The sequence below is a fragment of the Moraxella ovis genome, assembly GCF_900453105.1.
GTDB classification, from domain to species: Bacteria; Pseudomonadota; Gammaproteobacteria; order Pseudomonadales; family Moraxellaceae; genus Moraxella; species Moraxella ovis.
Genome location: NZ_UGPW01000001.1, coordinates 161,498 through 183,821, shown reverse-complemented (window position 1 = coordinate 183,821; position 22,324 = coordinate 161,498). Strand labels below are relative to the sequence as shown.

Below are 22,324 nucleotides of genomic sequence, written 5' to 3'. Positions count from 1 at the left end.
AAGAGCGGAAAAAATCCGCTCTTAATGGTTAAAACTCATATTTTAAACTGGCGAAGTAAGATCTTCCCGGCTCATTATAGGTTTGGCTAATCGTATTGTCACGCAGCTTTTGTTTATCAAATAGGTTATTCACGCCGATGCGCCCACTTAGATAATCATTGAAGCGGTAGCCAGTATTGAGTGAGACAATATTATAGCTTTTAACTTCTTTGTTGTGCAATAAGCCATCTTTTGCAGAGTTTTCGATGTTGCTCTCGGCAAATTGGCGCGGCTTTTGGCGACCGTATTGGGTAAAGGTGAAATTCACATCCCAATTATCATTAATGTCATAACCAAAAATCGAATTCCATGTATAATTTGGAATCATCGACAATGGGTTGCCGCTGCGCTTATCAATGGACTCCATCATATAGGTGACGTTGTTCGTCCAGCGCGCATCGCCCCAATTCCACGTTAAGCTACCTTCCACGCCTTCGATTTTGGCTTCAGGGATGTTTTCCCATTGCAGCAGGTTATAGGTCATGTCACTAGTAGTTCCGCGAGCCGTGTAAGGCAATGTCACACTATCAATCAGCGTATTACCTGCGGCGATCTTATCCTTATAATCACTGTGGAAATACGTCAAGCTGGCGTTAGTCACCGCATCACGATACCGAATGCCAAGCTCGGTGTTTAATGAGGTTTCGGGTTTTAGGTTTTCATTACCTTGAAGCACACACCACTGACCTGCTGGCACAAGATCAATCGGACAACCCTGTCCACGCGTGCCCAACAGATAGCCATTTGAACTTTGATAAAGATTTGGCGCTTTATAGGCGCGCGCCACGCCTGCCTTTAATGTCCAGTTGTCATTCAAATGATGCGTTAAGTTTAAGGCAGGGCTTAGGTTTGAGCCTGATTTGTTGTGATGATCATAACGCAATGCTAGCACGAGATTCGTGTTCTCGTTCAGTTCTAAGTTATCCTCAATGTACGCTGAAGTAATCTCTGAGGTGCTTTTGCTTCGATCGCCCGTTACAAAGGCATCAGCATACAGCGCATTAGCATCTGTACCAGTTGAAGTACCTTCATCCATGTTCGCGGTGTCTGTCAGCTCATCTTTGACATATTCGGCGCCGATGGTGATTTTCTGAGGTACGCCAAAGGTAAAAGGGATACTCGACTCGCCGTGGGCGCGCCATGTTTTTAGCTCAGTATCTTCAAAAGTCGGCGCCTCATTATTCACCGAACGTATCACCCCTTCAGGACCGCCTGCTAAGCCTTCGTCAAGACGAGTGTTTTTGGTTTGGTCATATTGCAGGGTAAATTTGCTATCACCCCAATCATACAGCCCGTCGTGCGTCAATGAATAGCTGTCTCGGCGCATGATGTTCGTCTCGGTGCCAATCAGGCTGTTTAGCAAGGCGTTGCTTTGGGCTTGGTTGCCTGTGGTTGTCGCGCTAGAGTCACGGTTGGAGTATTGGGTATCGCCAGAATATTCATTGCCTTGGCGACCATAAGCAGCATCAAAGGTCAGTGCATGATCAGGGTTGATCTGATAGGCCAGTCGCAGACTCGCGTCTTTATTCTCAACACCTTCACGCCCTGCTGCGCGTGCCAGATAGCTTGAACCATTAGCATTCGTATAAGGAACAAGCGGGTTAATGTCTACCGCATCCATGTCAGTCTTATTAAAGCTGCCATACACACGAAAACCCAGCTTCTCTGGAATGATCGGTCCGCTTAAGCTGGCGCTGATGCGATTCGAGTCGCCTTCTTTACCATCCTCAGGCTGATTGGTATACACCTCAACCGAACCTCGATAGTCGTCGCTGACTTTCTTGGTGATGATATTCACCACACCACCCATCGCACCACTACCATAACGTGCGGCGGCAGGACCACGCAGCACCTCAATCGATTCAATCGCTTCGGCGGGCACCCACTGCGAATCGCCGCGCGTATCACGCTCACCTCGCCAACCATAACGCACCGAATGGCGTGACGTAACCGGCTTGCCATCCACCAAAATAAGCGTGTTCTCAGGCCCCATTCCGCGAATGTCTATCTGGCGGTTATTGCCACGCTGCCCTGTCGCTGAGTTACCCGTCAAATTCACCCCTGGCATCCTGCGCACGATTTCTGAGATGTCGCTTGAGACAGGCGTACGCTCTAGGTCGGTTTGATTGATTTTTGAGACGCCGAGCGACTGTTTGACTTGTGTCTCTGCTGTGACGACGATTTTATCTAATGTCACCGATGGCATCTCTTCATCGCTTTGGGCGAGTGCAGGCACACTCATGAGGGCAATTAAGCACAAAGTAAGGCTTTTTGGTTTAAAAACAGGCATACTCACTCCCATATAAATAACATCTAGAAACAATTGCATAACCTCTGAAAATTTCGTTAGTGTAAACGCAAAGTTTATTTATGTAAATAAGAATAGTTATTTTATGATAATAATTTTTATATGTATTGAAAAATAAAGATTTTGGTTTTTTATCCCTTAACTTGCATTTGTGCCAAACTTCCCCTAACATAGCTATCTTTATAAGGACAAAGACATCAGCTCATGGATAAATTCACGCCCTATCACGAAAGACTGTCCGCCTTGCAGAATGCGGGTAACATCCGCAGTTTTCGCCCTCAGACGGACTTATTAAACCTCTCCAGCAATGATTATCTTGGGCTAGCGCGCTCGCACCTAAAAGATGAATTCATCAGAACCCATCAGCACCACGCCGATTTTTGTTTTGGTGCTTCATCTTCTCGTCTTTTGACGGGTAATTTTGATGCTCACGAAATGCTAGAGCAAGCCCTGCAAGCTGCCTATGGACGATCGGTGCTGACCTTTAATAGTGGTTATCACATGAATATTGGCATCCTGCCTGCCATCGCGGATGATCAGACGCTGATCTTGGCGGATAAATGGGTGCACGCCAGCATGATTGATGGCATCTTATTGGCCAAAGAGCGCGGGGCGAAATTCTACCGTTATGCGCATCAGAATCTGGCCCAGCTGGCTCAGCTTATTGAGAAGCACCACGCCAATTATCGCCACATCATCATCATGACTGAGTCGGTATTTAGCATGGATGGTGATGTGACCGACCTGCAGGCGCTCATCACCCTAAAACAACAATACCCAAACGTCTCGCTATATGTCGATGAGGCGCACGGCGTGGGCGTGTTCGGTGAGTGTGGTCTTGGCGTGGCAGAGACGCTGGGCGTGATGGATGAGATTGATTTTTTGGTGGGGACTTTCGGGAAGGCATGGGCAAGCGTGGGCGGCTTCATCGTCTGTGATGACATCATCAAACAGCTACTGATTAACAGCATGCGCCCTTTGATTTTCAGTACCAACGTACCGCCCGTCAACGCACTGTGGTCTGCTTTTGTGTTCAATCAGTCAATCACAATGCAAACTCAACGTAAGGCACTGCTGGACAATGCCAGATATTTTAGAAATAAAATCAAATCTCTAGACTATGAATGTCCTTCAGACAGCCACATCATCCCCATCATCATCGGCGACAATCAAAAGGCCATTGATTTGGCAGAAGCACTTCAAGACAGAGGCTTTTATGTGCTGCCCATCCGCCCACCCACCGTACCTGTGAACACAGCACGCATTCGCATGTGTCTGACCGCAGGCATTACCACAGATCAGATTGATGAATTCTGCCGAACACTTGAGGAATTGACATGATGTTAAATGCCGACATCAGTACAGAATTCATCGCGCATAATTTTAAAAAAGCACATGCCACTTACGATCAGTCTGCATTGGTTCAGCATCAGATGTGTCAGCATCTTATCACACTCATCCAGACACGCCTGCCTGATGCATCGCCCAAGTCCATCCTAGAGATCGGCTGCGGCGTGGGCAATCTGACCAAACTTTATCACCCGCTATGGCAGATAGATGAGCTCTATCTGAATGATCTGTACGATGTGCATTCTGCCATTGACCGCGCTAAGCTGATCATCGGCGATATTGAACACATCGATCTACCTAGGGTAGATATGGCGCTATCAAGCTCAGCACTGCAGTGGATGAAGGATCTACCAACCCTGTGCCATCGCATTCATCACGCACTGTCAGATGCTAGCACGTTCGCCTTTGCCACATTCGGACAGGATAACCTGCATGAGATGAAGACGCTGACAGGCATCGGGCTTGATTATCACAGTCTTGATGACATCATACAGATGCTGTCTAAGGCTGGGTTTGATGTCATCCATACCGAACAGACGCCGTACACGCTATATTTTGATCAGCCAAAGCAGATTCTACGCCACATCAAAGAAACGGGCGTATCTGTGGGCAGCGTAGGATGGACGAAGTCGTCATTGGCACAATTTTATGAAAATTACCGCAAAAAATTCGCCATTTTCAACGATGGAAAATGGCGATATCCTTTGACTTATGATGCCATCTATGTGGTCGCGGTCAAACGCTAGACGCTCGCACCCACACTTCGGGCTAAGGCGATGCCATCTTCGATGGACAGATAGGTTTTTTTGCTCGGTGTGTCTCTAAACACCACATCACCATCTTGGAACACCAAACACTCATCCACCGCGATCTGTTGCCACGTCTCGTTTTTGGTTAAAGGGATGGTTACAAGAATGGTCACTTTGTCCTTATCAGTGGTCACATCCCCAAAATTCACGCTCATCTCGCCATCAGACAGATGCGCTTCGCCAAATGGCACCTTGCGAGTCAGATAAAACAAAAGGCTGCTCGCATACGCCAACTGCCAATGACCGTTCGAAATCAGACAATTAAACAACCCATTAGCGGACAGATAGCGGCATTGTGCGGTCAAAAAGGCAAATAACGCTTCGTCTGATGGGCGAGATTTAAAGGTTGATTTTAAACGGTTTAATAAATAACAAAACGCTAACTCGCTGTCAGTCGTACCCACAGGCGAATAATGTTCTGCGTTGCCATTGTCATGCAGCCTTTGGGTGCGACGAATGAAGCTGTCTGTCATCTGCCCATTATGCGCAAATGCCCACTGCTCACCCCATACCTCACGGACGAAGGGATGCGTATTAGCAAGGCTGTTTTTCTCGCCGGTGGTTGCCTTACGAATGTGCGCAATCACGTTCATCGCCTTGATAGGATAATGATTGATCAGATCAGCAACAGGCGACAGATGGCTTGGCTTGTTGTCATGAAATTGACGCAAGCCTAACCTACCCGAGTCACTGCGCTCAAAAAACGCAATCCCAAAGCCATCTTCGTGATGATCCGTTCCACCGCCCCGCTGACGAAAGCCAGCAAAGCTAAAACCGATGTCGGTTGGCGTATTGCAATTCATTCCAAGTAGTTGGCACATTGTGAATTCACTTATTAATTGGTGGGTTTGACTTTATTCCAGTGATAGCCTGCCAGCCGTTTCATCAAATCGGGATTTTTGACCATGATGTCATCGCCCGTCCGCCCTTGCTCACGGTTATAGTAGATGACGTTTAGGCGCAGTAGCCAAAAAATCGTGGCAGAGTAGGCAAGCATAACAGGCAGGGCAGTCTTTTCGCTGTTGGTCAAGGGGCGAACGCTCTCATAGCCGTCTATAAAGGCAGTCATTTTGTCGGTGTTAAAATTCACGCTCTCGCCGTCTGTCGCATTGCCCCAAGTCGTACAAAAATCGTTAATGGTAATGGCAATGTCCATCAAATAATGCTCAACCGATACTTCGGTAAAGTCCAAAAGCCCCGTAAGTGTAGCCGTATCGCCCGAAAAATCCCACAAGGTATTATCAGCAAACATATCCAAATGACAAAGCCCCTTTGGCAAATCATCGGGCAGATTGGCATATGCTGTCCAGATGTCGTTCATCAGGCGAGCTTCATCGGTGGGCATATAGGCGGTTTCACGCTTTTTGACTCTTGCCCAGTCGTACAGTGGCACGCCATAGTTTTCGGCAGGTTGCAGGGTTTGTAATGTCTCGTGCAGTGTCGCCAACGCTTGTCCCATAGTGTGGCACATGGCGGTGTCTGTGACGGTAGGGTGTGATCCTGAGAGCTTTGGCACGACTAGGATTGCCTTGTTTTCGTATCGCATGACGCAGTCGGTGCCGATGTCATCGCCTTTGGCGGTAAGCTTGACAAGCGGCGGGGCGATTGGCAATTTGTCTTTTAGGGCGTGCATGACGGTTGCCATTTTGATAATATCGGCAGGCACACGCTCTTCAAATAGCGTAAACACATAGCTAAACTCATCGCCCACGTCGCTGTCCTTCTGAATGAACCAGTTGGAATTTTTGACCCCTTGCACGATGGGAATGGCTTTTTTAAATTTTACGCCAAACAAACCACAAAACGCAAAAAATTCATCATCAGATAGGTGGGTATAGACGGACATGGACTTTTCCTGCTTTTATCAAAAGTGCATATTTTAAAGGGTTTTTACTGATTTTACGAACACTTTCTTGGAATTTTTGGGTTTTATTTATTTGGCAAACCTTGCCTAATCAGCTCAGAGAACTCGCGACTACTCATATCCACGCACGTAAGGTGCGCTACATTCAGCATTGTCGCCATAAATATAAAGAATTTAGGTTGTATAAAACGGTCTTTATTGTCATAATATCTCAACATAATATCAGCCAAAAATGAAGAGAAAATCATGCTAGCCAAACGCCTAATCCCCTGCCTTGATGTTGAAAATGGTCGTGTCGTCAAAGGCGTGAACTTCGTGGACATCAAAGATGCAGGCGACCCTGTACAAGTCGCCACTCGTTATAATGACGAAGGCGCCGATGAGATCACCTTTTTGGACATCACTGCCACCTCTGATGGTCGAGATACGACCTATCACATGGTAGAGCAGATCGCCAAGAATATCTTTATCCCGCTGACCGTTGGCGGTGGCGTACGTAAGATCGATGACATTCGCAATCTGCTTAATGCAGGCGCTGACAAGGTTGGTATTAATTCTGCTGCCATCACCAACCCCGATCTTGTCAATGATGCCGCTTCACGCTTTGGCAGTCAGTGTATCGTGGTATCCATCGATGCCAAGCGCGTCACCAGACCAGATGACAGCATTGGCTTTGAGATTTTTACTCATGGCGGGCGTAAAGCCACAGGCATCGATGCCATTGACTGGGCGGTGCAGATGACCAAACGCGGTGCGGGCGAATTGTTAGTGACCAGCATGGATGGCGATGGCACACGCCAAGGCTACGACCTACTGCTCACCAAGACCATCAGCGACCTAGTTAACATCCCCGTCATCGCATCAGGCGGTGTTGGCAACCTACAACATCTGGCCGATGGCGTATTACAAGGCGGAGCTGATGCCGTGCTTGCCGCGAGCATCTTCCATTTCGGTGATCACACGATACGCGAAGCCAAAGAATTCATGGCAGCCCAAGGCATTCCTGTACGACTGTAATTCTATTAGAATTCATTTGGTAATTTTCGCATCAATTTGGCATGAAAATCGCCCACTCCATGGCAAAATATGCTAAAATGAACGATAATTTTCACTCATAAAAATAGGCGAGAAAATGAATTACACCAACCAAAAATCAGCCGTTACCCATCTAGATGGCGCACTTGACCAGAACCAAGGTCTTCGCATTGGTATCGCGGTTGGTCGTTTTAATGGTTTTTTGGTAGAGAGCTTGGTTGAAGGCGCGCTGGACGCCCTACTTCGTCACGGCGTACAAGGCGAGAACATCACCGTTGTGCGTGTGCCAGGTGCGTTCGAGCTACCACTGATCGCCAAGCGCATGGCAACTTCTGGTAAATATGATGCGATCGTGGTACTTGGCGCGATCATTCGTGGTGCGACACCGCATTTTGACATCGTGGCAAGCGAGTCTGCCAAAGGCTTATCGCACGTGGCGCTACATCACGACATCCCTGTGATTAACGGCATCTTGACCACCGAGAACATCGAGCAGACCATCGAGCGTGCCGGCACCAAGGCAGGCAATAAAGGCTACGAAGCTGCCATGACCGCCATCGAGATGGCAAGCGTCCTAAAAGCGCTATAATTTGACCTCACACTCTAGGGCAAATTTACGCGATTTGCCCTTTTATTATTTAACAGCATAATCGGTCATTATCACACAACAACATAAAAAGATGAGATCTTCGCGATTTTTTGTTATGATAAATTACCCAATGACAAGGCTTTAACATGAATACTCCGACTTCTGACCAATCTTTTGACATTAACGAAACAGGCTATAAGACCAGTTATACCGCCATTCGTAAGGCACGTCGTTTTGCCGTGCAGGGGCTTTATGAATGGCTGATGACCGATTATCGCTTCGCCACTCAGCAGCGAGATCTCTTGGGCGGTAACGAACCGCACACCATCGTTGCGCGCACTCGCAGCGAGAACGCCATGCACACCGTACATCTTGGCTACTATCACGAGCTGATGCGTGAGATTCCGATGAAGGCAGGTGAGCTGATCGTGGACATCGCCCGTTATCTTGAACGCAGTTTTGATAAATTAGACACCATCGAGAAGGCAATTTTGCTCATTGGTGCTTATGAGCTTAAGCACAACCTGCACATTCCTTATAAAGTCGTGCTGGATGAAGCCATGCAATTAAACACCCATTTTGGGGCAACCGATGCTCATAAATTCATCAATGCCATCCTAGACAGATATGCCAAAGACGTGCGAGAATTGGAATATCAAGCGAATAAAGCTGAGAAAAAAGCCAAAAAAGAAAGTGAGTAATTAAAAGGGTGGATAATTCTGCCCTTTTTTAAAATCATCAAATAAATAACCATGTCCGAATTTTCCTTAATCTACACCCATTTTAAACACGCCACAACACGCCATGCCAATACCGTTTTGGGCATTGGCGATGATTGTGCGATAAGCCACATTCCGCCAAATAGCCAGCTTGTCAGCTGTGTGGATACGCTCGTGGCGGGGCGACATTTTCCGCTCACGACAGACCCTTATGCTGTTGGTTTTAAGTCGGTGGCGGTCAATTTATCTGACATTGCCAGTATGGGGGCGACACCCTATGCGATTTTATTGGGATTGTCTTTGCCAAACCATGATGATGAATGGTTGAAAGAATTTGCTCGGGGCATAGCTGACATTTGCCAAAAATTTAATGTGGAATTGATTGGCGGAGACACCACAAAATCAGAGATTTTAACCATTTCGGTCACGGCGTTGGGTTTTATCGAAAAAGGCAAAAGCATTTGCCGAGATGGGGCAAAAACTGGCGATGTGATTTGTGTGAGTGGTCATATTGGCTCGGCAAGTTTGGCATTAAATCATATTTTAACTGGGCAAAAAACCGATTTACAAAATACCTTAGATTTACCCATGCCCCAAGTGAATTTAGGGCAAAAATTGGTGGATTATGCCAATAGCATGATTGATATTTCAGACGGATTGGGGCAAGATTTGGGGCATATTTTAAATGCAAGTGGTGTTGGGGCAAGATTATATTTAGAAAATATTCCTTGTGATAATGAATTAAATTGTTTGCCTTTTGAACAAAAATATCAACATATTTTAAATGGCGGTGATGATTATCAATTATGCTTTACAATTTCCCAAGATAACTTTGATAAATTTAATCAGCGTTATCCCAACTTAATTTATCCCATTGGCGAAATTGTAGAAAAACATGGCATAGAAGTTTATTATCAAACTCAAATATTGGATTTTGAGATTAAAGGGTGGGAGCATTTTTGATGTCAAATTTACAATCCAGACGCAATGAATTTAGCCAAAGATTAATTAGGTCTTGCTCTAAAACCCAATATGACCATTTTGGATATTGGGTGTGGTACAGGCGAATTGAGTTTTTTGGCAAATTCAATCTTAAACAACCAATGCAATATTGTCGGCATTGATATCAACAAAAAAGCCATTGGAACAGCAACGCAATATTGCCAGGATAATCATATTACCAACATACAATTTTTGTGTATGGATATTGATGAACTGGTAACATTAAACACAGCTTTTGATGCGATTATGGCTCGTAGAGTGTTGATGTATTTGCCAAATCCAATGCAAACTTTACAAAAGTTATCTGCCATTTTAAACACGGGTGGCGTGATTGCTTTGCAAGAAACCGATGCAATTTTTGATGAATTGCCACAACATTTGCCATTAAATGAACAAGCGATTGGTTTGGCTTGGAAAACCGTATCAGCAGAAAATGGCGATATTCGTATTGGCAGAAAATTATATCAACTGCTGACACAAACAGGTTTTGATATCAAAGAGCATTTCTGCGAAGCAACGATTAAAACAGCGGACACCATTTCAGATTTGGCATGGCTCATTGGTGTAATGCGTAAAAGAATGGAAAGTTTTGGTTTATTAAAAGACAATTCGCCAATTTTAAGTGCTTTAAATAACAATACTTTGGCAGAGCAATTAGCCAATGAATTAAAAAATAGTGAAAGTGGCATATTTTTACAAGATATGGCATTTGGTATTGTTGCAACAAAAGATAAATAACTATGACCAATCACAAACCCGACATCCGTAAATCAAACCCTTGTCCGCCTTGTCCGCCTACCGCCACACCCTTTGAAAAATGCGTATATTGGCTAGGAATTGGCTTAGGTTCTGGTCTGCCCAAAAAAGCTGCTGGCACTTGGGGGACGGTGGGCGGGCTTATTATCGCCTTGCCCATGCTTTTATTGGGATTTTGGGGATTTTTGATAATTACCATTATTGGCTGTCTGATTGGCAGTTATGTTTGTGGTAAGACATCAGATTTGATGAATACTCACGATGACCCGCATATTGTTTTTGATGAATGGATGGGAATGTGGATTGCGTTATTACCGATTGTATTTTTAATGGATTATACAGCATTGGATGCATTTACCCCCATGAATATTCTACTTTATATCATCATGCCTTTTATCTTATTTCGTTTTTTTGATATTATTAAGCCCTTTCCGATTAAATGGGTGGATAAAAACGTCTCTGGTGGATTTGGCATATTGATTGATGATATATTGGCAGGGGTGATGTCGGCGGTGGTTATGCTGGTCATTATGTCTATCGCGCTATGATCGGAGTTACCTAAGCAATCGCCATCCATTAATAATCACCACTACCGAGAAATACAACACCGTCAACACAATCAGCAGCAGCTGAAATACACCAAGCATCGACGCAGGGTCATCGCCATATAAAGGCAAGCAGGTGAGTAGCATGGCAACGAGAATTATTGATAAGGTTTTCTTGCCTGACAAAGACTGGCTTTGGCGAGCCTGATGCGTGATTTCATCATGCCCGTAGGATGATTCATACAAAGCCCCTAATGATGCGTCCTGCCGATACCTCTTAGCTTCATGATAACCGCACACCGCATACAGAGCGACACACACCAACCACACCGGTATAAACACAAAAAACAAATGCACACCACTCATTAATAAGCCAGACGCCAGTATCAGTCCTGCCAGCCATGTGATGATGGCACTTTTATTGATGTGATTCTTAACTCGCCACAGCGGACGAATGCCAACTCTTGGCAGGAGAAAATGCTCCGCTGCAATCATCGCCCCCACAGGTGCCATGATGATGTTAAAATACGCCATCAAATCCAACCAGCGCAGGAATATCAGCGGAAAGCAAGCAATGATGGTTGTTATCGCGCCCAAGAATACTGTCATCTGCACAAAGCCAATTCGGCACACACCATCGAATGCCAGCGTCGCTCGGTACAGGCTAGGGACAGCTGTCGTGATGGACGCCAGCACAACGGCCGTCACGCCTGCCATGCCAAGCACCGGCACCACTACACCACCAATATCTAGATTACCAATCGGTACACCCATCAGTAGTGCGCTGGTCGCACCCAACATCCCTGCACCCACCCACGCCACGAAGTGACCGCCATAGGTTGCCCAAGCTGAATGATAAGCATACTGCCATTTTTTGGCAAATCTAAGCGTGCTCATGTCGCCCATGCCTAGATGCAGGGGAAGGTTAAGCCCCCACGCAAAAGCTGCAATGTGCCAGATACTAAAAGGCTCTTTGCCATCAGGTTTTCTACCCGTCCAGATATACGCCTCAAAAATCTGCCAAAATCCCAAGCCTTCTGCCCTGCCCATCTGCCAAAGCAGTGGCAAGCTCGCCAAACCACACACCACGAATATCGTCAATAGATAAGGCGACAAATAACGAGCGACAGTCGTGAGTCGATGAAAGCCCAAGGCACTAATCACCATCACCAACATACCCACCAATGCCACCATCCCAATAAAAGCAGGACTGTCAGAATACCAATTCGTCTGAGCAGGTAGCCCCAGCGCACCATGTAATGCCTGTGCGCTGATGGTTAGCATTCCACCGGCAATCACCGCAAAGATGATGCCATTAACGACATTAAACACCTTAACAAAACCCACGCCGGCCATGCGTGACAAATATTCATATAAGGTTAATCTGGCGCGCACCGCAACAGGACTGCACACCCATGCCCAGCTGAGCACCGCCAACAGATTACCGATGATCAGCCCCATCAATACCGCCGACGGAGACGCACCCCATGCAGCGAACGCAGCCCCCACCACGAACTCACCGCCCGCGACATGCTCAGCGCTATACCCTGCCGCAAAATGACTGCCGCCCAAAAGCTTGTTACTGGGCGGTCGAGATGTTGGGTATTCTTCGCTGCTGTATGGGTAGGTCATGATCTTATGAATTAGGTTTGTGGTGAAATTTTGCTCATTTTATCATAATTCACCGATTGGATAATTGATTAGTTTTTATGATTATGATGGGTTTTGATCAATGACTAACAGCATGACGCACCACCTCAATCCACCAACCATTTTTAACCAATCTTAACACACACCCCCTTAAACGCCTGCGACGAATATGCTAAAATACACCAATTTTATTCATCATTCACATTGGAAGTCTCATGTTAAATATCATCATTCTAGCAGGTGGCAAAGGCACTCGCATGAAGTCGGTTAAGCCAAAGGTATTGCAAACCTTAGCGGGCAAACCACTACTTCGCCATGTATTAGATACTTGCCGTGCATTAAATGCTGATAATACCATTTTGATTTATGGTTATAATGGTCAAATGGTCAAAGATGAGATTGTCGACAGCGATTTGATATGGGCGGAGCAAGCCGAACAGCTCGGTACAGGTCATGCGGTGCAAATGGCATTGACCCATTTGCCAAAAGACGGCAAAAGCCTGATTTTGTATGGCGATGTGCCATTGACAAGATTGGATACCTTGCAAAATCTTATTGAACAAAACACGCATGGCATTAGCATGCTGACGATGAGTGTGGACAATCCTTTTGGGCTTGGGCGAATTGTCCGCCAAGATGATAAAGTCATCGCCATTGTGGAACAAAAAGACACCACCGATGCCCAAAGACAAATTAAAGAAATTAATAGCGGTATTTATTGCGTGGATAATGCTCTATTGCATAAATATTTGCCAAAGCTCGATAATAACAACGCCCAAGGCGAATATTATCTGACCGATATTATCAAAATGGCGGTGGCGGATAATATTGAGATAAAAACGATTAGCCCAACGTTTGAATTTGAAATAGATGGCGTGAATGACCGTATTCAACTTGCTAATTTAGAACGCACTTATCAAGCTCATCTGATTCATGAATTACAATTAAATGGCGTGCAATTTGCCGACTCGTCTCGTGTGGATATTCGTGGCACATTAAAATGCGGTAGTGATGTGTTTATTGATATTAACACCGTATTTATGGGCGATGTGGTATTGGGCGATAATGTGCAAATTGATGCGGGCAATGTCATCTCTAATTGCACAATTGGCAATAATACCCACATCAAGCCAAATTGCGTGCTTGATGATAGCACCATTGGGGCGGATGTTGCCATCGGTCCTTTTGCCCATATTCGCCCAAAAGCGGATATTAAAGATAAAGTCAAAATTGGCAATTTTGTAGAAATCAAAAAATCTACATTAAACCAAGGGGCAAAAGTTAGCCATTTAAGCTATATTGGCGATGCTGATGTGGGGCGTGATGTCAATGTGGGGGCAGGGGTAATTACCTGTAATTATGACGGTGTGAATAAATTTAAAACCTACATTGGCGATAATGCTTTTGTGGGGAGTAACAGCTCGCTTGTCGCCCCTGTCAAGATTGGGGCAAACGCCACGATTGGGGCAGGGTCTGTGATTACCAAAGATACGCCTGATGATAAGCTAACTTTGGCTCGCAGCAAGCAAAGCACCATCGACAGCTGGGCACGTCCGACCAAGAAGGCATAGCAGATATCCCAAATTTACAATATAGTGTATCAAGTTATGGTAATTGTCTGACTGTTGATTTTGTGGTAGGTCATCAACTGTGGTTTGACATCAAAGGAACACTCATGTTAAAAGCCCATCTTGATAAACAAAACATCGTATTCTCATGGCAGCGCTACGGCATTGACGCCTTAAACGGCATGGCGCTAGGCCTATTTAGCTCGTTCATTATTGGTCTTATCCTAAAAAACATCGGCACATGGACGCACTTCTCACCCTTAGTCACGGCAGGCGGTCATGCTCAGGCGGCAGTGGGTGCAGCGATCGGCGCGGGTGTGGCATTTGGGCTAAAGGCACCGCCTTTGGTGCTGTTTTCTAGCGTGGTAACTAGTCTGGTTGGGCAGAGCTTGGCGGCGTGGTGGGCGCTCTGGTGGCGAGTATGATCGGCGCTAAGCTTGGTAAATTCGTCCATAAGACCACACCCGTTGATATCATCATCACGCCTGCCATTACACTATGTGCAGGCATGGGCGCAGTGTATGCCATCGCACCCGCCATCGCAAGTCTAATGACCAGTCTAGGGCAGTTTATCGGCTGGGCGAGGAATTATCCCCTATCCTAATGAGTATCATCATTGCGATCACGATGGGGTTACTTCTAACCCTGCCCATCTCTAGCGCTGCGATTGCCATCAGTCTAGGGCTGTCAGGGCTGTCAGCAGGTGCGGCGATGGTGGGATGCGCAGCACAGATGATTGGCTTTGCGGTGATGAGCTATCGTGATAACGGCATCTCAGGCGTGGTCGCTCAAGGGCTTGGCACCAGTATGCTACAGATGCCAAACATCCTAAAAAACCCTAAAGTCTGGCTACCGCCCACCCTAGCAGGGGCGGTTTTGGCGCCTTTCGCCACGGTCATCTTTGGCATGACGAACATTCCCATCGGTGCAGGCATGGGCACATCGGGTCTGGTCGGTCAGGTTGGCACGCTTGATGCCATGGGAGTTAGTATTTATAAGATTGGACTGATTGCACTGTTTCATGTCGTGCTGCCTGCCATTTTGACGCTCATATTTGCAAAAGTCATGCGCAGCCGCGGCATGATCAAAGATGGTGATCTCAAGCTCCCTGAAGCCTAGACTTAGCAGTACGCAATTAAGTATCGCCATTTGATAAAATTTATTTTAAAATTAAACACAAACTTGCTATCATACACAACCTAAAAATTATCCATCATAAGGCAAACTCATGACCCTAAATGTCCACATCATCGACCACCCACTGGTTCGTCACAAGCTATCACTCATGCGCGCCGCTGAGTGCAGCACCTACAAATTCCGCACTCTGACCAAAGAGCTTGGCAGACTCATGGCATACGAAGCGAGTCGCGATTTTGAAATTGAGACTTTCAAGATGCAAGGCTGGTGTGGCGAGATCGATGGCGAACAGATTAAGGGCAAAACCGTTACCTTAGTACCGATTCTGCGCGCTGGTATTGGTATGCTAGATGGCGTGCTTGACTTATTACCTACCGCAAAAATCTCTGTGGTCGGACTACAGCGCGACGAAGAGACGCTTGAGCCTGTGCCTTTTTTTGAAAAGTTTGTCAGCGACATCGACAAACGCCCCTCCCTTATCCTAGACCCAATGCTTGCCACTGGCGGCAGCATGATCGCCACGATCGACATGCTAAAAAAACATGGCTGCACGAACATCAAAGCACTGGTACTGGTCGCTGCACCCGAAGGTGTTCGCTTGGTCAATGAAGCACATCCGGATGTCAAAATCTACACCGCCGCCCTAGACAGCCACCTTAATGAGAACGGCTACATCATCCCAGGTCTAGGCGATGCTGGCGATAAGATTTTTGGCACAAAACAGCTGTAATCTGTATCCACACATAAAAAATATCTGCCATGTCGCGGATATTTTTATTTATTATTCATTCTAGCCAAATTAGCAAAACATCATGCATCGGGCAATCTTGCCATCCATATCACCGTTACGGCGCAGATTGCCGCTGTTAGGATAGTGACCCACATCTTATCAGGTGGCAATTTAAAATACATAAACACACATGACGCCGTCATCATGCTCCATGCCAGATACTTGGCAAAGCGTGGCATCGCACGACGCTCTTCCCAGTCTCTTAGCATCTTCCCGAAGATCTTATGGTGTATGAGCCAGCCGTAGAACCTCTCCGAACTCTTCGCCCAGCAATACCCCGCGAGCAAGATAAATACTGTCGTTGGCATGCCAGGCAACATCGCGCCCAAAATCGCCAATCCCACAAAAGCAAATCCAAGCAAAAAGAACACCCAACGAACCAGCCTATTGGCGTGTACAGTGTGTTTTTTGGTGTCAGATGGCGGGTTATCGAACGAATCTTGCATGTATTAATCATCTAAATGAAAATAAGTACCAATTTTACTTGAAAATTATCAGTAATAGCCTGTAATTATGGGGATATTGTAACACTATTAGATCCCAGATCGTTGTATCATGAGTACTGATTTCATTAATGATTGTCATCAATCAAATCAATACCGCCCATGATAGCACAAAGTATCGCAGTTAATAGAAACGATTATCGTTATTTTTAAATAATAAGTCAATTTTGCGATTTTTGGACAGTTTTCTGCGGTTTGACCGCTTTTATCATAAAAACAGGTGAAATATGAGCCAACTTACCCTAACCGAAGCCCTAAAAGAACACTCCCGCACCACGCATGATGCGGTGGATCATCTGGTCATGAGCATGAATCCATTCGCTAGCCATGACAACTACGCAAGTTCCTACAGGCACAATACGAATTTCATAGCACCGTGAACCCCATCTATCAAGACGCTCAATCGGCAGGTCAGTTTGATGATCTGGCAGATCTTGCTCGCCTTGATCGCATAAAATCCGACATGAAAGACTTGGAAGTTGAACCCTATGGCAAGGATGTAGAAACCCCTGTCATCACAGGCAGCGAAGCCATCGGATGGCTATATTGCGTCGAAGGCTCTAATGTCGGCGCTGCAATTTTGTATAAAGAAGCAGGTAAAATTGATCTAAAAGACGACTTTGGTGCATCTCATCTGGCGGCACACGCCGATGGTCGTATGCCGCACTGGCGCGACACCAAAGCCAAGATCGATGAGCTGCCACTCACAGATGAAGATCGTGCAGCCGCAATGAAAGGTGCTGATAATGCCTTGGCTTACTTTAAGCGTGTTATCCGCAAGATCTACAACGTGACAGAATAATCCTTTATTTACAGCGTTAATTAGACCGCCAAGCTGGGCGGTCTTTTTTATCATCACAAAAACACGCCCAAAGGCGTGTTTTTAAATGAATCAGTCAATCTCACCAAAACGACGTTTTTCTTTTTTGGCTTGACGCTTGGCGAAGAATACTTCTTCAACTGGCTTAGGTTTCTTGTAGCCGCGTGACTTGTCAGTTCTGTCGAATTTTGGCTTATCGAACTGGCGCTCGCTACGGCCACCACCAAATTCACGGCGACTGCGATCACCTTGACGATCATCACGGCGATCGTGACGCGGTGCACCATAGCCGCCACGTGATTCACGGTCGAAGCGCGGTCTGTCAGCTCTATCATCACGGCGGTCATCGCGACGATCGAAGCTGCGCTGCTCACGCGGACGATATTTGCCATAGCCACGATCTTGGCGATCGCCATAACGACGTTCGCCACTTTGGCGCTCTGGGCGGTCATTACGATAGTAACCACGCTCTTCATCGAAGCGGCGTTCAGCGCGATAAGGTTCACGCTCAAAACGCAGTTTATCATCAAAGCGGCGCTCACGATGATCATTATAATTGCGCTCGCCACGACGCTCAAAACCAGCATCAGCACGACGATCACGACGATCAAAGCGATCATCACGACGTTCATTATAGCGCGGCTTATCGTCGAAACGACGCTCTGAGCGCTCAGCACGAGCGCCAAATCCACGGTCATCACGACGCTCAAAGCGGCTACGCCCTTCGCGGCGATCTTGACGACCGCGACCGTCTCTACCGCCTTTTTTGCGGCGTTCTTCTTGCTCGAATGGCGCGCGTTTTGGCTCTAGACCTTCGACCACCGCCTCGCTCATGTTGCGCTTTAGGTAGCGGTTGATGTTACGTAGCTGCCCACGATCATCAAAGCTACACAGATTCATCGCCACACCCGTACGGCCAGCGCGACCACAGCGTCCGATGCGATGCACATAATCTTCAACTTGGCGCGGTAAGTCGTAGTTTACAACATGGCTAATCGCAGAAATATCAATACCACGCGCTGCTACGTCAGTTGCGATCAAAAAGTCGCATTTACCGCTTTTGACATCACTGATGATGCGATTGCGCTTACCTTGTGGCAGATCGCCATGCAGATAACGCGCCTTTAGACCTGCATCGGTCAGCGTCTCGGTCAGCTGCTCGGTGCTGCGCTTGGTGGCGGTAAAGATCACTGCTTGATTGATATCTTGGTCGTTAAGTAGTTCAAGTAGGATTTTGTTTTTGTGGTGGAAATCATCACAAAAATACACAGATTCTTCGATGTGTGCACTTTCAACCTTGATAGACACACGCTCAGGATTAACGGTAAAGCTCTCAGCGATTTTACCGACCGCACCGTCCCACGTCGCAGAAGACATGACCGTCTGACGAGTTTGTGGTGCATTTTCTAGGATGTTTTTGATGTCATCAGCAAAACCCATGTCAAGCATGCGATCCGCTTCATCTAGAACCAATACGTCCAGTTTCGATAGATCGACACGACCTTCATTCATGTGGTCGATCAGACGGCCAGGGGTTGCGATGACGATCTGCACGCCCTTTCTTAGTGCGCGAATCTGCCCACTATAAGGCGCGCCACCCACCAGAGGAATGCTATAAAGACCACGCACATTCGCACCATAGCCGCGCACGCTGTCATGCACCTGCTGAGCAAGTTCGCGCGTTGGTGTTAGGATAAGCGCATAAATGCGCTTATCTAAGCGTTCTTCACGGCTTAATTTGTCCAAGATCGGCAACACGAACGCTGCTGTCTTACCCGAACCTGTTTGAGCGGATAACAATAGATCGCGACCGTCTAACGCATGCGGAATTGCGCCTGCTTGGATGGGCGTTGGATTGGCATAGCCGCTTTTGGTTAGGGATTTTAGGATGGGTTTGTTTAGCTTTAAATCTTCAAAAGTGATGGCATCGCTATTGGCGGTGTCATTTTCTGTGGCAGCGCAGTGACTTGGCTGCGCATCGCCTTGGATGGCGGCATCGATATGATGAGTCATAATTTACCTTTTTATCATTAAGACCACGAGATGAGAAAAAACACAAGCCGCCAAATAACTGGCGAGTTTAAGGCTGAACGTTTTGGCATTTTGTCGGGGTAAAAAATGGGCAAGTCGCCCTCAAAATCATCGCGGCTTAGGAAAGGAAGTCTGCCACACGGCACAGATAAAGTGTGTTTTTCTGACAATTAATTGTCCAAACACGCATATACAACTCAAATCAAAAATGCGATGTCATCTTAGAAAGTATCTTTTTGGCAAGATTAGCCTACAAGATAGCAAGCTGACGATTATAACACAATAACTAGCAATCACCAAGGTAAATTTTTTAAAATATTTTTACCATCAAGGCACAAGGATTTTGGTGATTTTGCTTTAAAAAACACGCAGAAAATGCCATAATATCCGATACTTTCAGCAGATGATAATAACCTAGGGCAAAAGGAAATCTCGTGGTACAAATTCGTGAAGGCTTGCCGCTTTTGGGCGGGGCGAACAGCGACACCGACAGCGCAACTTTGGCAGCCAGCATGGTCGCCAAGGAGCTTCACCCCGATTTTAAGGCTCAGCTTAATAACCCCAAGCTTACCACCACGCTTGATTATTCCAATCAAAGCCAATCCCCTGCCAGCATCAGCGAGTCAGACATCGATGTCGAGACATGGCTTGAGAGTGTTGCGGCTCGCATTGGCAAGGATGATCTACCCCTACTGCGCCGCGCGTGTGAATTCGTCAAAGTCCATTCCAACAAACCCCACGTCAGCCGCTCAGGTGCTTATGCCACAGGGATTGGCATGGCGGATATTTTGGCTTATTTATTCCAGGATGAGAATGCCTTGGTCGCCGCCATGCTGTATCGTACGGCGCGCCGCGAAGTGGTTAGCCTTGATACCATCAAGAATAATTTTGGTGAAGACATCGCACATCTGGTTGAAGATACGCTTGCCATGGGGCGACTCTCAGAGAGCATCGAAGAGAATAAGCGCCTAGAAGACTACTTTGAAAGCGAACAACGCGATCAGCTCTCCACCATTTACAGCATGCTCATCAGCACGACCAACGATGTGCGAGCGGTACTTATCAAGCTTGCCGAGCGCACCTTTGCCATGCGCGAGCTGTCATTCGCCCCGCCCGACCGCCAAAAACGCGTCGCTCGCGAAGTAATGACCATCTACGCACCGCTGGCGCACCGCCTGTCTATCGCCCAATTAAAATGGGAATTAGAAGACCTTGCGTTTCGCTACCTTGCCCCCGATGAATACAAAAAAATCGCAAGTCTGCTCTCAGAGAAGCGCAGCGAACGTGAAGCCTATATTGACATCGTCAAAGAAGACCTAAGCCAAGCACTGGCAAAAGCAGGCATCGACGCAGAAGTATCTGGCCGCGTAAAGCACATCTACTCCATCTGGCGTAAGATGAAAAAGAAAAATCTGTCTTTTGATCAGTTGTATGACATCCGTGCGCTGCGCGTTCTAGTGAACAGCAATGCGGAATGTTACTACACGCTTGGCATCGTGCATGGACTTTGGCGGCACATCCCAGAGCAGTTCGATGATTACATCACCAACCCTAAGCCCAATGGCTATAAATCACTGCACACCGCCGTCATCGCCAATCATCGCACGCTAGAAGTGCAGATTCGCACCTTTGACATGCACTTTGAGGCCGAGCTTGGCAAGGCAGCGCACGTCAATTACAAAGAAGGTCTAAAAGCCAAAAAAGACGACTACCTTACCCAAAAAATCAGTTCACTACGTCAATTGCTCGCCAATGATAAGCCCGAGAATGGCGCAGAAGCCGAAGACGATCTTGATCTAGACAATGCAGAACGCATTTATGTGTTCAGCCGTGATGGCGATATTACTGAGCTACCAAAGGGCGCAACGGTGCTGGACTTTGCTTATTATGTGCACACCGAAGTCGGCAACCAAGCTCAAGGCGCGCGCGTCAATGGTCGCTATGTGCCGCTTACTTACCAACCCAAGACAGGCGATCAAGTTGAAATCATCACTAAGTCGAATCGCGAACCTAATCGCGATTGGCTCGTGTCATCGCTGGGCTATATTCACACTAACCGTGCCAAATCAAAATTACGCCAATGGTTTAACAAACAAGACCGTGACAAAAACATCGAGATGGGTCGAGGCATGTTCTTGCGCGAGCTGGACAGACTCTCCATCAGCCCAAACCAAGTCAATCTCAATGACCATCTAGAAGAGTTTAACACCAAGAACGAAGATGAACTATTTTTGTCTTTGGTCATGGGTGATGTCGGCGTGCTGCAACTGGTCGGCAAAATCAGCAATAAGCTAAACCTAGGTACGCCGCCGGTTGATGAAGACAGCATCGAGATTAAGACACCTTCTCGCCCTAATAAATATCAAATTGATCTGGATGGTTTTGATAATGTCGAGATCCATCTGGCGGGCTGCTGTACGCCTGTGCATGGTGAGCCAATTGCTGGCTTCGTCACGCTATCGCATGGCGTTAGCATTCATAACGCCAAATGCCCCGAATATCTGCGACTGATCGAGCGCGAGCCCAAGCGTCACGTGAGTGCTGACTGGCAGGAAAGTTTTGGTCGTTATCAACCTGTCACAATTCATGTCGAGGCCAATAACCGCCGCGGTCTTCTAAGAGATCTCGTCAATATCATCGACAAGGAAAAAGTGAACATCCATCGCGCCGAGACCGTCAGCACTGACGAATCAGTCAGTCACATGAAGTTTTATGTTGAGGTGGCGGGACTGGCTCACTTATCACGCCTCCTTGCCAAAATCGAACAGCAGCCAGACGTTCTACACGCCAGACGCAGCACCAACTAAGA

The 22,324-nt window shown here is 46.8% G+C and carries 19 protein-coding genes and 2 pseudogenes; 15 read left to right on the top strand and 6 right to left on the bottom strand.

Translation table 11 applies throughout. The annotated features are described in order from the left end of the window. Window positions 1-28: 28 nt before the first annotated feature. Window positions 29-2,335, bottom strand: coding sequence for a FepA family TonB-dependent siderophore receptor (locus DYD54_RS00890; protein ID WP_370446605.1), 2,307 nt, complete (start codon window positions 2,333-2,335; stop codon window positions 29-31). 216 nt (window positions 2,336-2,551) lie between these two features. On the opposite strand from DYD54_RS00890, the gene DYD54_RS00885 reads away from it, so the two are divergent. Then, window positions 2,552-3,688 carry an aminotransferase class I/II-fold pyridoxal phosphate-dependent enzyme gene (locus DYD54_RS00885; protein ID WP_063513365.1) on the top strand — a complete coding sequence of 379 codons (1,137 nt, stop codon included), beginning with the start codon at window positions 2,552-2,554 and terminating at the stop codon, window positions 3,686-3,688. Next, window positions 3,685-4,443 (top strand): malonyl-ACP O-methyltransferase BioC, encoded by a 759-nt coding sequence (gene bioC, locus DYD54_RS00880; RefSeq protein ID WP_046695933.1) that lies wholly within the window; start codon window positions 3,685-3,687, stop codon window positions 4,441-4,443. The genes DYD54_RS00885 and bioC overlap by 4 nt, the downstream gene beginning before the upstream one ends. Here bioC and DYD54_RS00875 read toward each other — a convergent pair. Both DYD54_RS00875 and DYD54_RS00870 read right to left on the bottom strand, forming a co-directional pair. Then, complete coding sequence (locus DYD54_RS00875) at window positions 4,440-5,327, bottom strand: class II glutamine amidotransferase (RefSeq protein ID WP_063513364.1); 888 nt, start codon at window positions 5,325-5,327, stop codon at window positions 4,440-4,442. The genes bioC and DYD54_RS00875 overlap by 4 nt on opposite strands. 14 nt (window positions 5,328-5,341) lie before the next feature. Further along, window positions 5,342-6,352, bottom strand: a complete 1,011-nt coding sequence (locus DYD54_RS00870; RefSeq protein WP_063513363.1) for a homoserine kinase — start codon at window positions 6,350-6,352, stop codon at window positions 5,342-5,344. Window positions 6,353-6,616: 264 nt separating this feature from the next. Here DYD54_RS00870 and hisF point away from each other — a divergent pair, with 264 nt between their 5' ends. The 6 genes and pseudogenes from hisF to DYD54_RS00835 all read left to right on the top strand — a co-directional run bounded on the left by hisF (window position 6,617) and on the right by DYD54_RS00835 (window position 11,019). Continuing rightward, window positions 6,617-7,387 carry an imidazole glycerol phosphate synthase subunit HisF gene (gene hisF / locus DYD54_RS00860; protein WP_063513361.1) on the top strand — a complete coding sequence of 257 codons (771 nt, stop codon included), beginning with the start codon at window positions 6,617-6,619 and terminating at the stop codon, window positions 7,385-7,387. Window positions 7,388-7,502: 115 nt separating this feature from the next. Next, a complete protein-coding gene (ribH, locus tag DYD54_RS00855; protein ID WP_063513360.1) occupies window positions 7,503-7,994 on the top strand; it encodes a 6,7-dimethyl-8-ribityllumazine synthase in 492 nt (163 codons plus the stop codon). Window positions 7,995-8,140: 146 nt separating this feature from the next. Continuing rightward, a complete protein-coding gene (gene nusB, locus DYD54_RS00850) occupies window positions 8,141-8,695 on the top strand; it encodes a transcription antitermination factor NusB (RefSeq protein WP_063513359.1) in 555 nt (184 codons plus the stop codon). Window positions 8,696-8,746: 51 nt separating this feature from the next. Continuing rightward, a complete protein-coding gene (gene thiL / locus DYD54_RS00845; RefSeq protein WP_063513358.1) occupies window positions 8,747-9,676 on the top strand; it encodes a thiamine-phosphate kinase in 930 nt (309 codons plus the stop codon). Window positions 9,677-9,739: 63 nt separating this feature from the next. Then, a pseudogene (locus DYD54_RS00840) lies at window positions 9,740-10,453 on the top strand (class I SAM-dependent methyltransferase); the annotation flags it as partial. Window positions 10,454-10,455: 2 nt separating this feature from the next. Continuing rightward, window positions 10,456-11,019, top strand: coding sequence for a phosphatidylglycerophosphatase A family protein (locus DYD54_RS00835; protein WP_063513356.1), 564 nt, complete (start codon window positions 10,456-10,458; stop codon window positions 11,017-11,019). Between the two features lie 6 nt (window positions 11,020-11,025). Here the strand turns inward: DYD54_RS00835 and DYD54_RS00830 are convergent, their stop codons facing one another. Beyond that, window positions 11,026-12,648 (bottom strand): purine-cytosine permease family protein, encoded by a 1,623-nt coding sequence (locus DYD54_RS00830; RefSeq protein WP_063513355.1) that lies wholly within the window; start codon window positions 12,646-12,648, stop codon window positions 11,026-11,028. Window positions 12,649-12,881: 233 nt separating this feature from the next. Here DYD54_RS00830 and glmU point away from each other — a divergent pair, with 233 nt between their 5' ends. The 4 genes and pseudogenes from glmU to upp all read left to right on the top strand — a co-directional run bounded on the left by glmU (window position 12,882) and on the right by upp (window position 16,101). Further along, entirely contained in the window at window positions 12,882-14,237 is a 1,356-nt protein-coding gene (gene glmU / locus DYD54_RS00825; RefSeq protein ID WP_063513354.1) for a bifunctional UDP-N-acetylglucosamine diphosphorylase/glucosamine-1-phosphate N-acetyltransferase GlmU, read from the top strand. Window positions 14,238-14,341: 104 nt separating this feature from the next. Continuing rightward, a pseudogene (locus DYD54_RS11990) lies at window positions 14,342-14,838 on the top strand (PTS sugar transporter subunit IIC). A 23-nt stretch (window positions 14,839-14,861) separates the two neighbouring features. Continuing rightward, complete coding sequence (locus tag DYD54_RS11985) at window positions 14,862-15,353, top strand: PTS sugar transporter subunit IIC (protein WP_256594019.1); 492 nt, start codon at window positions 14,862-14,864, stop codon at window positions 15,351-15,353. 109 nt (window positions 15,354-15,462) lie between these two features. Then, window positions 15,463-16,101, top strand: coding sequence for a uracil phosphoribosyltransferase (gene upp, locus DYD54_RS00815; protein WP_046695921.1), 639 nt, complete (start codon window positions 15,463-15,465; stop codon window positions 16,099-16,101). 80 nt (window positions 16,102-16,181) lie between these two features. On the opposite strand, the gene DYD54_RS00810 is transcribed toward upp, so the two are convergent. Continuing rightward, window positions 16,182-16,607 carry a YbaN family protein gene (locus DYD54_RS00810; RefSeq protein WP_063513353.1) on the bottom strand — a complete coding sequence of 142 codons (426 nt, stop codon included), beginning with the start codon at window positions 16,605-16,607 and terminating at the stop codon, window positions 16,182-16,184. Between the two features lie 284 nt (window positions 16,608-16,891). Between DYD54_RS00810 and DYD54_RS11680 the strand changes: the two genes are divergently transcribed. Continuing rightward, complete coding sequence (locus DYD54_RS11680) at window positions 16,892-17,044, top strand: hypothetical protein (RefSeq protein ID WP_228703573.1); 153 nt, start codon at window positions 16,892-16,894, stop codon at window positions 17,042-17,044. Further along, window positions 17,041-17,466: a biliverdin-producing heme oxygenase gene (locus DYD54_RS00805; RefSeq protein WP_228703572.1), complete on the top strand. Its 426-nt coding sequence runs from the start codon at window positions 17,041-17,043 to the stop codon at window positions 17,464-17,466. The genes DYD54_RS11680 and DYD54_RS00805 overlap by 4 nt, the downstream gene beginning before the upstream one ends. 90 nt (window positions 17,467-17,556) lie before the next feature. Here DYD54_RS00805 and DYD54_RS00800 read toward each other — a convergent pair whose 3' ends face one another. Further along, window positions 17,557-19,497 carry a DEAD/DEAH box helicase gene (locus DYD54_RS00800; protein ID WP_063513352.1) on the bottom strand — a complete coding sequence of 647 codons (1,941 nt, stop codon included), beginning with the start codon at window positions 19,495-19,497 and terminating at the stop codon, window positions 17,557-17,559. 452 nt (window positions 19,498-19,949) lie between these two features. Between DYD54_RS00800 and DYD54_RS00795 the strand changes: the two genes are divergently transcribed. After that, complete coding sequence (locus tag DYD54_RS00795) at window positions 19,950-22,322, top strand: RelA/SpoT family protein (protein WP_063513351.1); 2,373 nt, start codon at window positions 19,950-19,952, stop codon at window positions 22,320-22,322. Window positions 22,323-22,324 lie beyond the last annotated feature (2 nt).

Coding starts and splice junctions, on each gene's coding strand:
- DYD54_RS00885 (WP_063513365.1), top strand. CDS start 2,552: ATGGATAAATTCACGCCCTATCACGAAAGACTGTCCGCCTTGCAGAAT.
- bioC (WP_046695933.1), top strand. CDS start 3,685: ATGATGTTAAATGCCGACATCAGTACAGAATTCATCGCGCATAATTTT.
- DYD54_RS00875 (WP_063513364.1), bottom strand. CDS start 5,327: ATGTGCCAACTACTTGGAATGAATTGCAATACGCCAACCGACATCGGT.
- DYD54_RS00870 (WP_063513363.1), bottom strand. CDS start 6,352: ATGTCCGTCTATACCCACCTATCTGATGATGAATTTTTTGCGTTTTGT.
- hisF (WP_063513361.1), top strand. CDS start 6,617: ATGCTAGCCAAACGCCTAATCCCCTGCCTTGATGTTGAAAATGGTCGT.
- ribH (WP_063513360.1), top strand. CDS start 7,503: ATGAATTACACCAACCAAAAATCAGCCGTTACCCATCTAGATGGCGCA.
- nusB (WP_063513359.1), top strand. CDS start 8,141: ATGAATACTCCGACTTCTGACCAATCTTTTGACATTAACGAAACAGGC.
- thiL (WP_063513358.1), top strand. CDS start 8,747: ATGTCCGAATTTTCCTTAATCTACACCCATTTTAAACACGCCACAACA.
- DYD54_RS00835 (WP_063513356.1), top strand. CDS start 10,456: ATGACCAATCACAAACCCGACATCCGTAAATCAAACCCTTGTCCGCCT.
- DYD54_RS00830 (WP_063513355.1), bottom strand. CDS start 12,648: ATGACCTACCCATACAGCAGCGAAGAATACCCAACATCTCGACCGCCC.
- glmU (WP_063513354.1), top strand. CDS start 12,882: ATGTTAAATATCATCATTCTAGCAGGTGGCAAAGGCACTCGCATGAAG.
- DYD54_RS11985 (WP_256594019.1), top strand. CDS start 14,862: ATGGGGTTACTTCTAACCCTGCCCATCTCTAGCGCTGCGATTGCCATC.
- upp (WP_046695921.1), top strand. CDS start 15,463: ATGACCCTAAATGTCCACATCATCGACCACCCACTGGTTCGTCACAAG.
- DYD54_RS00810 (WP_063513353.1), bottom strand. CDS start 16,607: ATGCAAGATTCGTTCGATAACCCGCCATCTGACACCAAAAAACACACT.
- DYD54_RS11680 (WP_228703573.1), top strand. CDS start 16,892: ATGAGCCAACTTACCCTAACCGAAGCCCTAAAAGAACACTCCCGCACC.
- DYD54_RS00800 (WP_063513352.1), bottom strand. CDS start 19,497: ATGACTCATCATATCGATGCCGCCATCCAAGGCGATGCGCAGCCAAGT.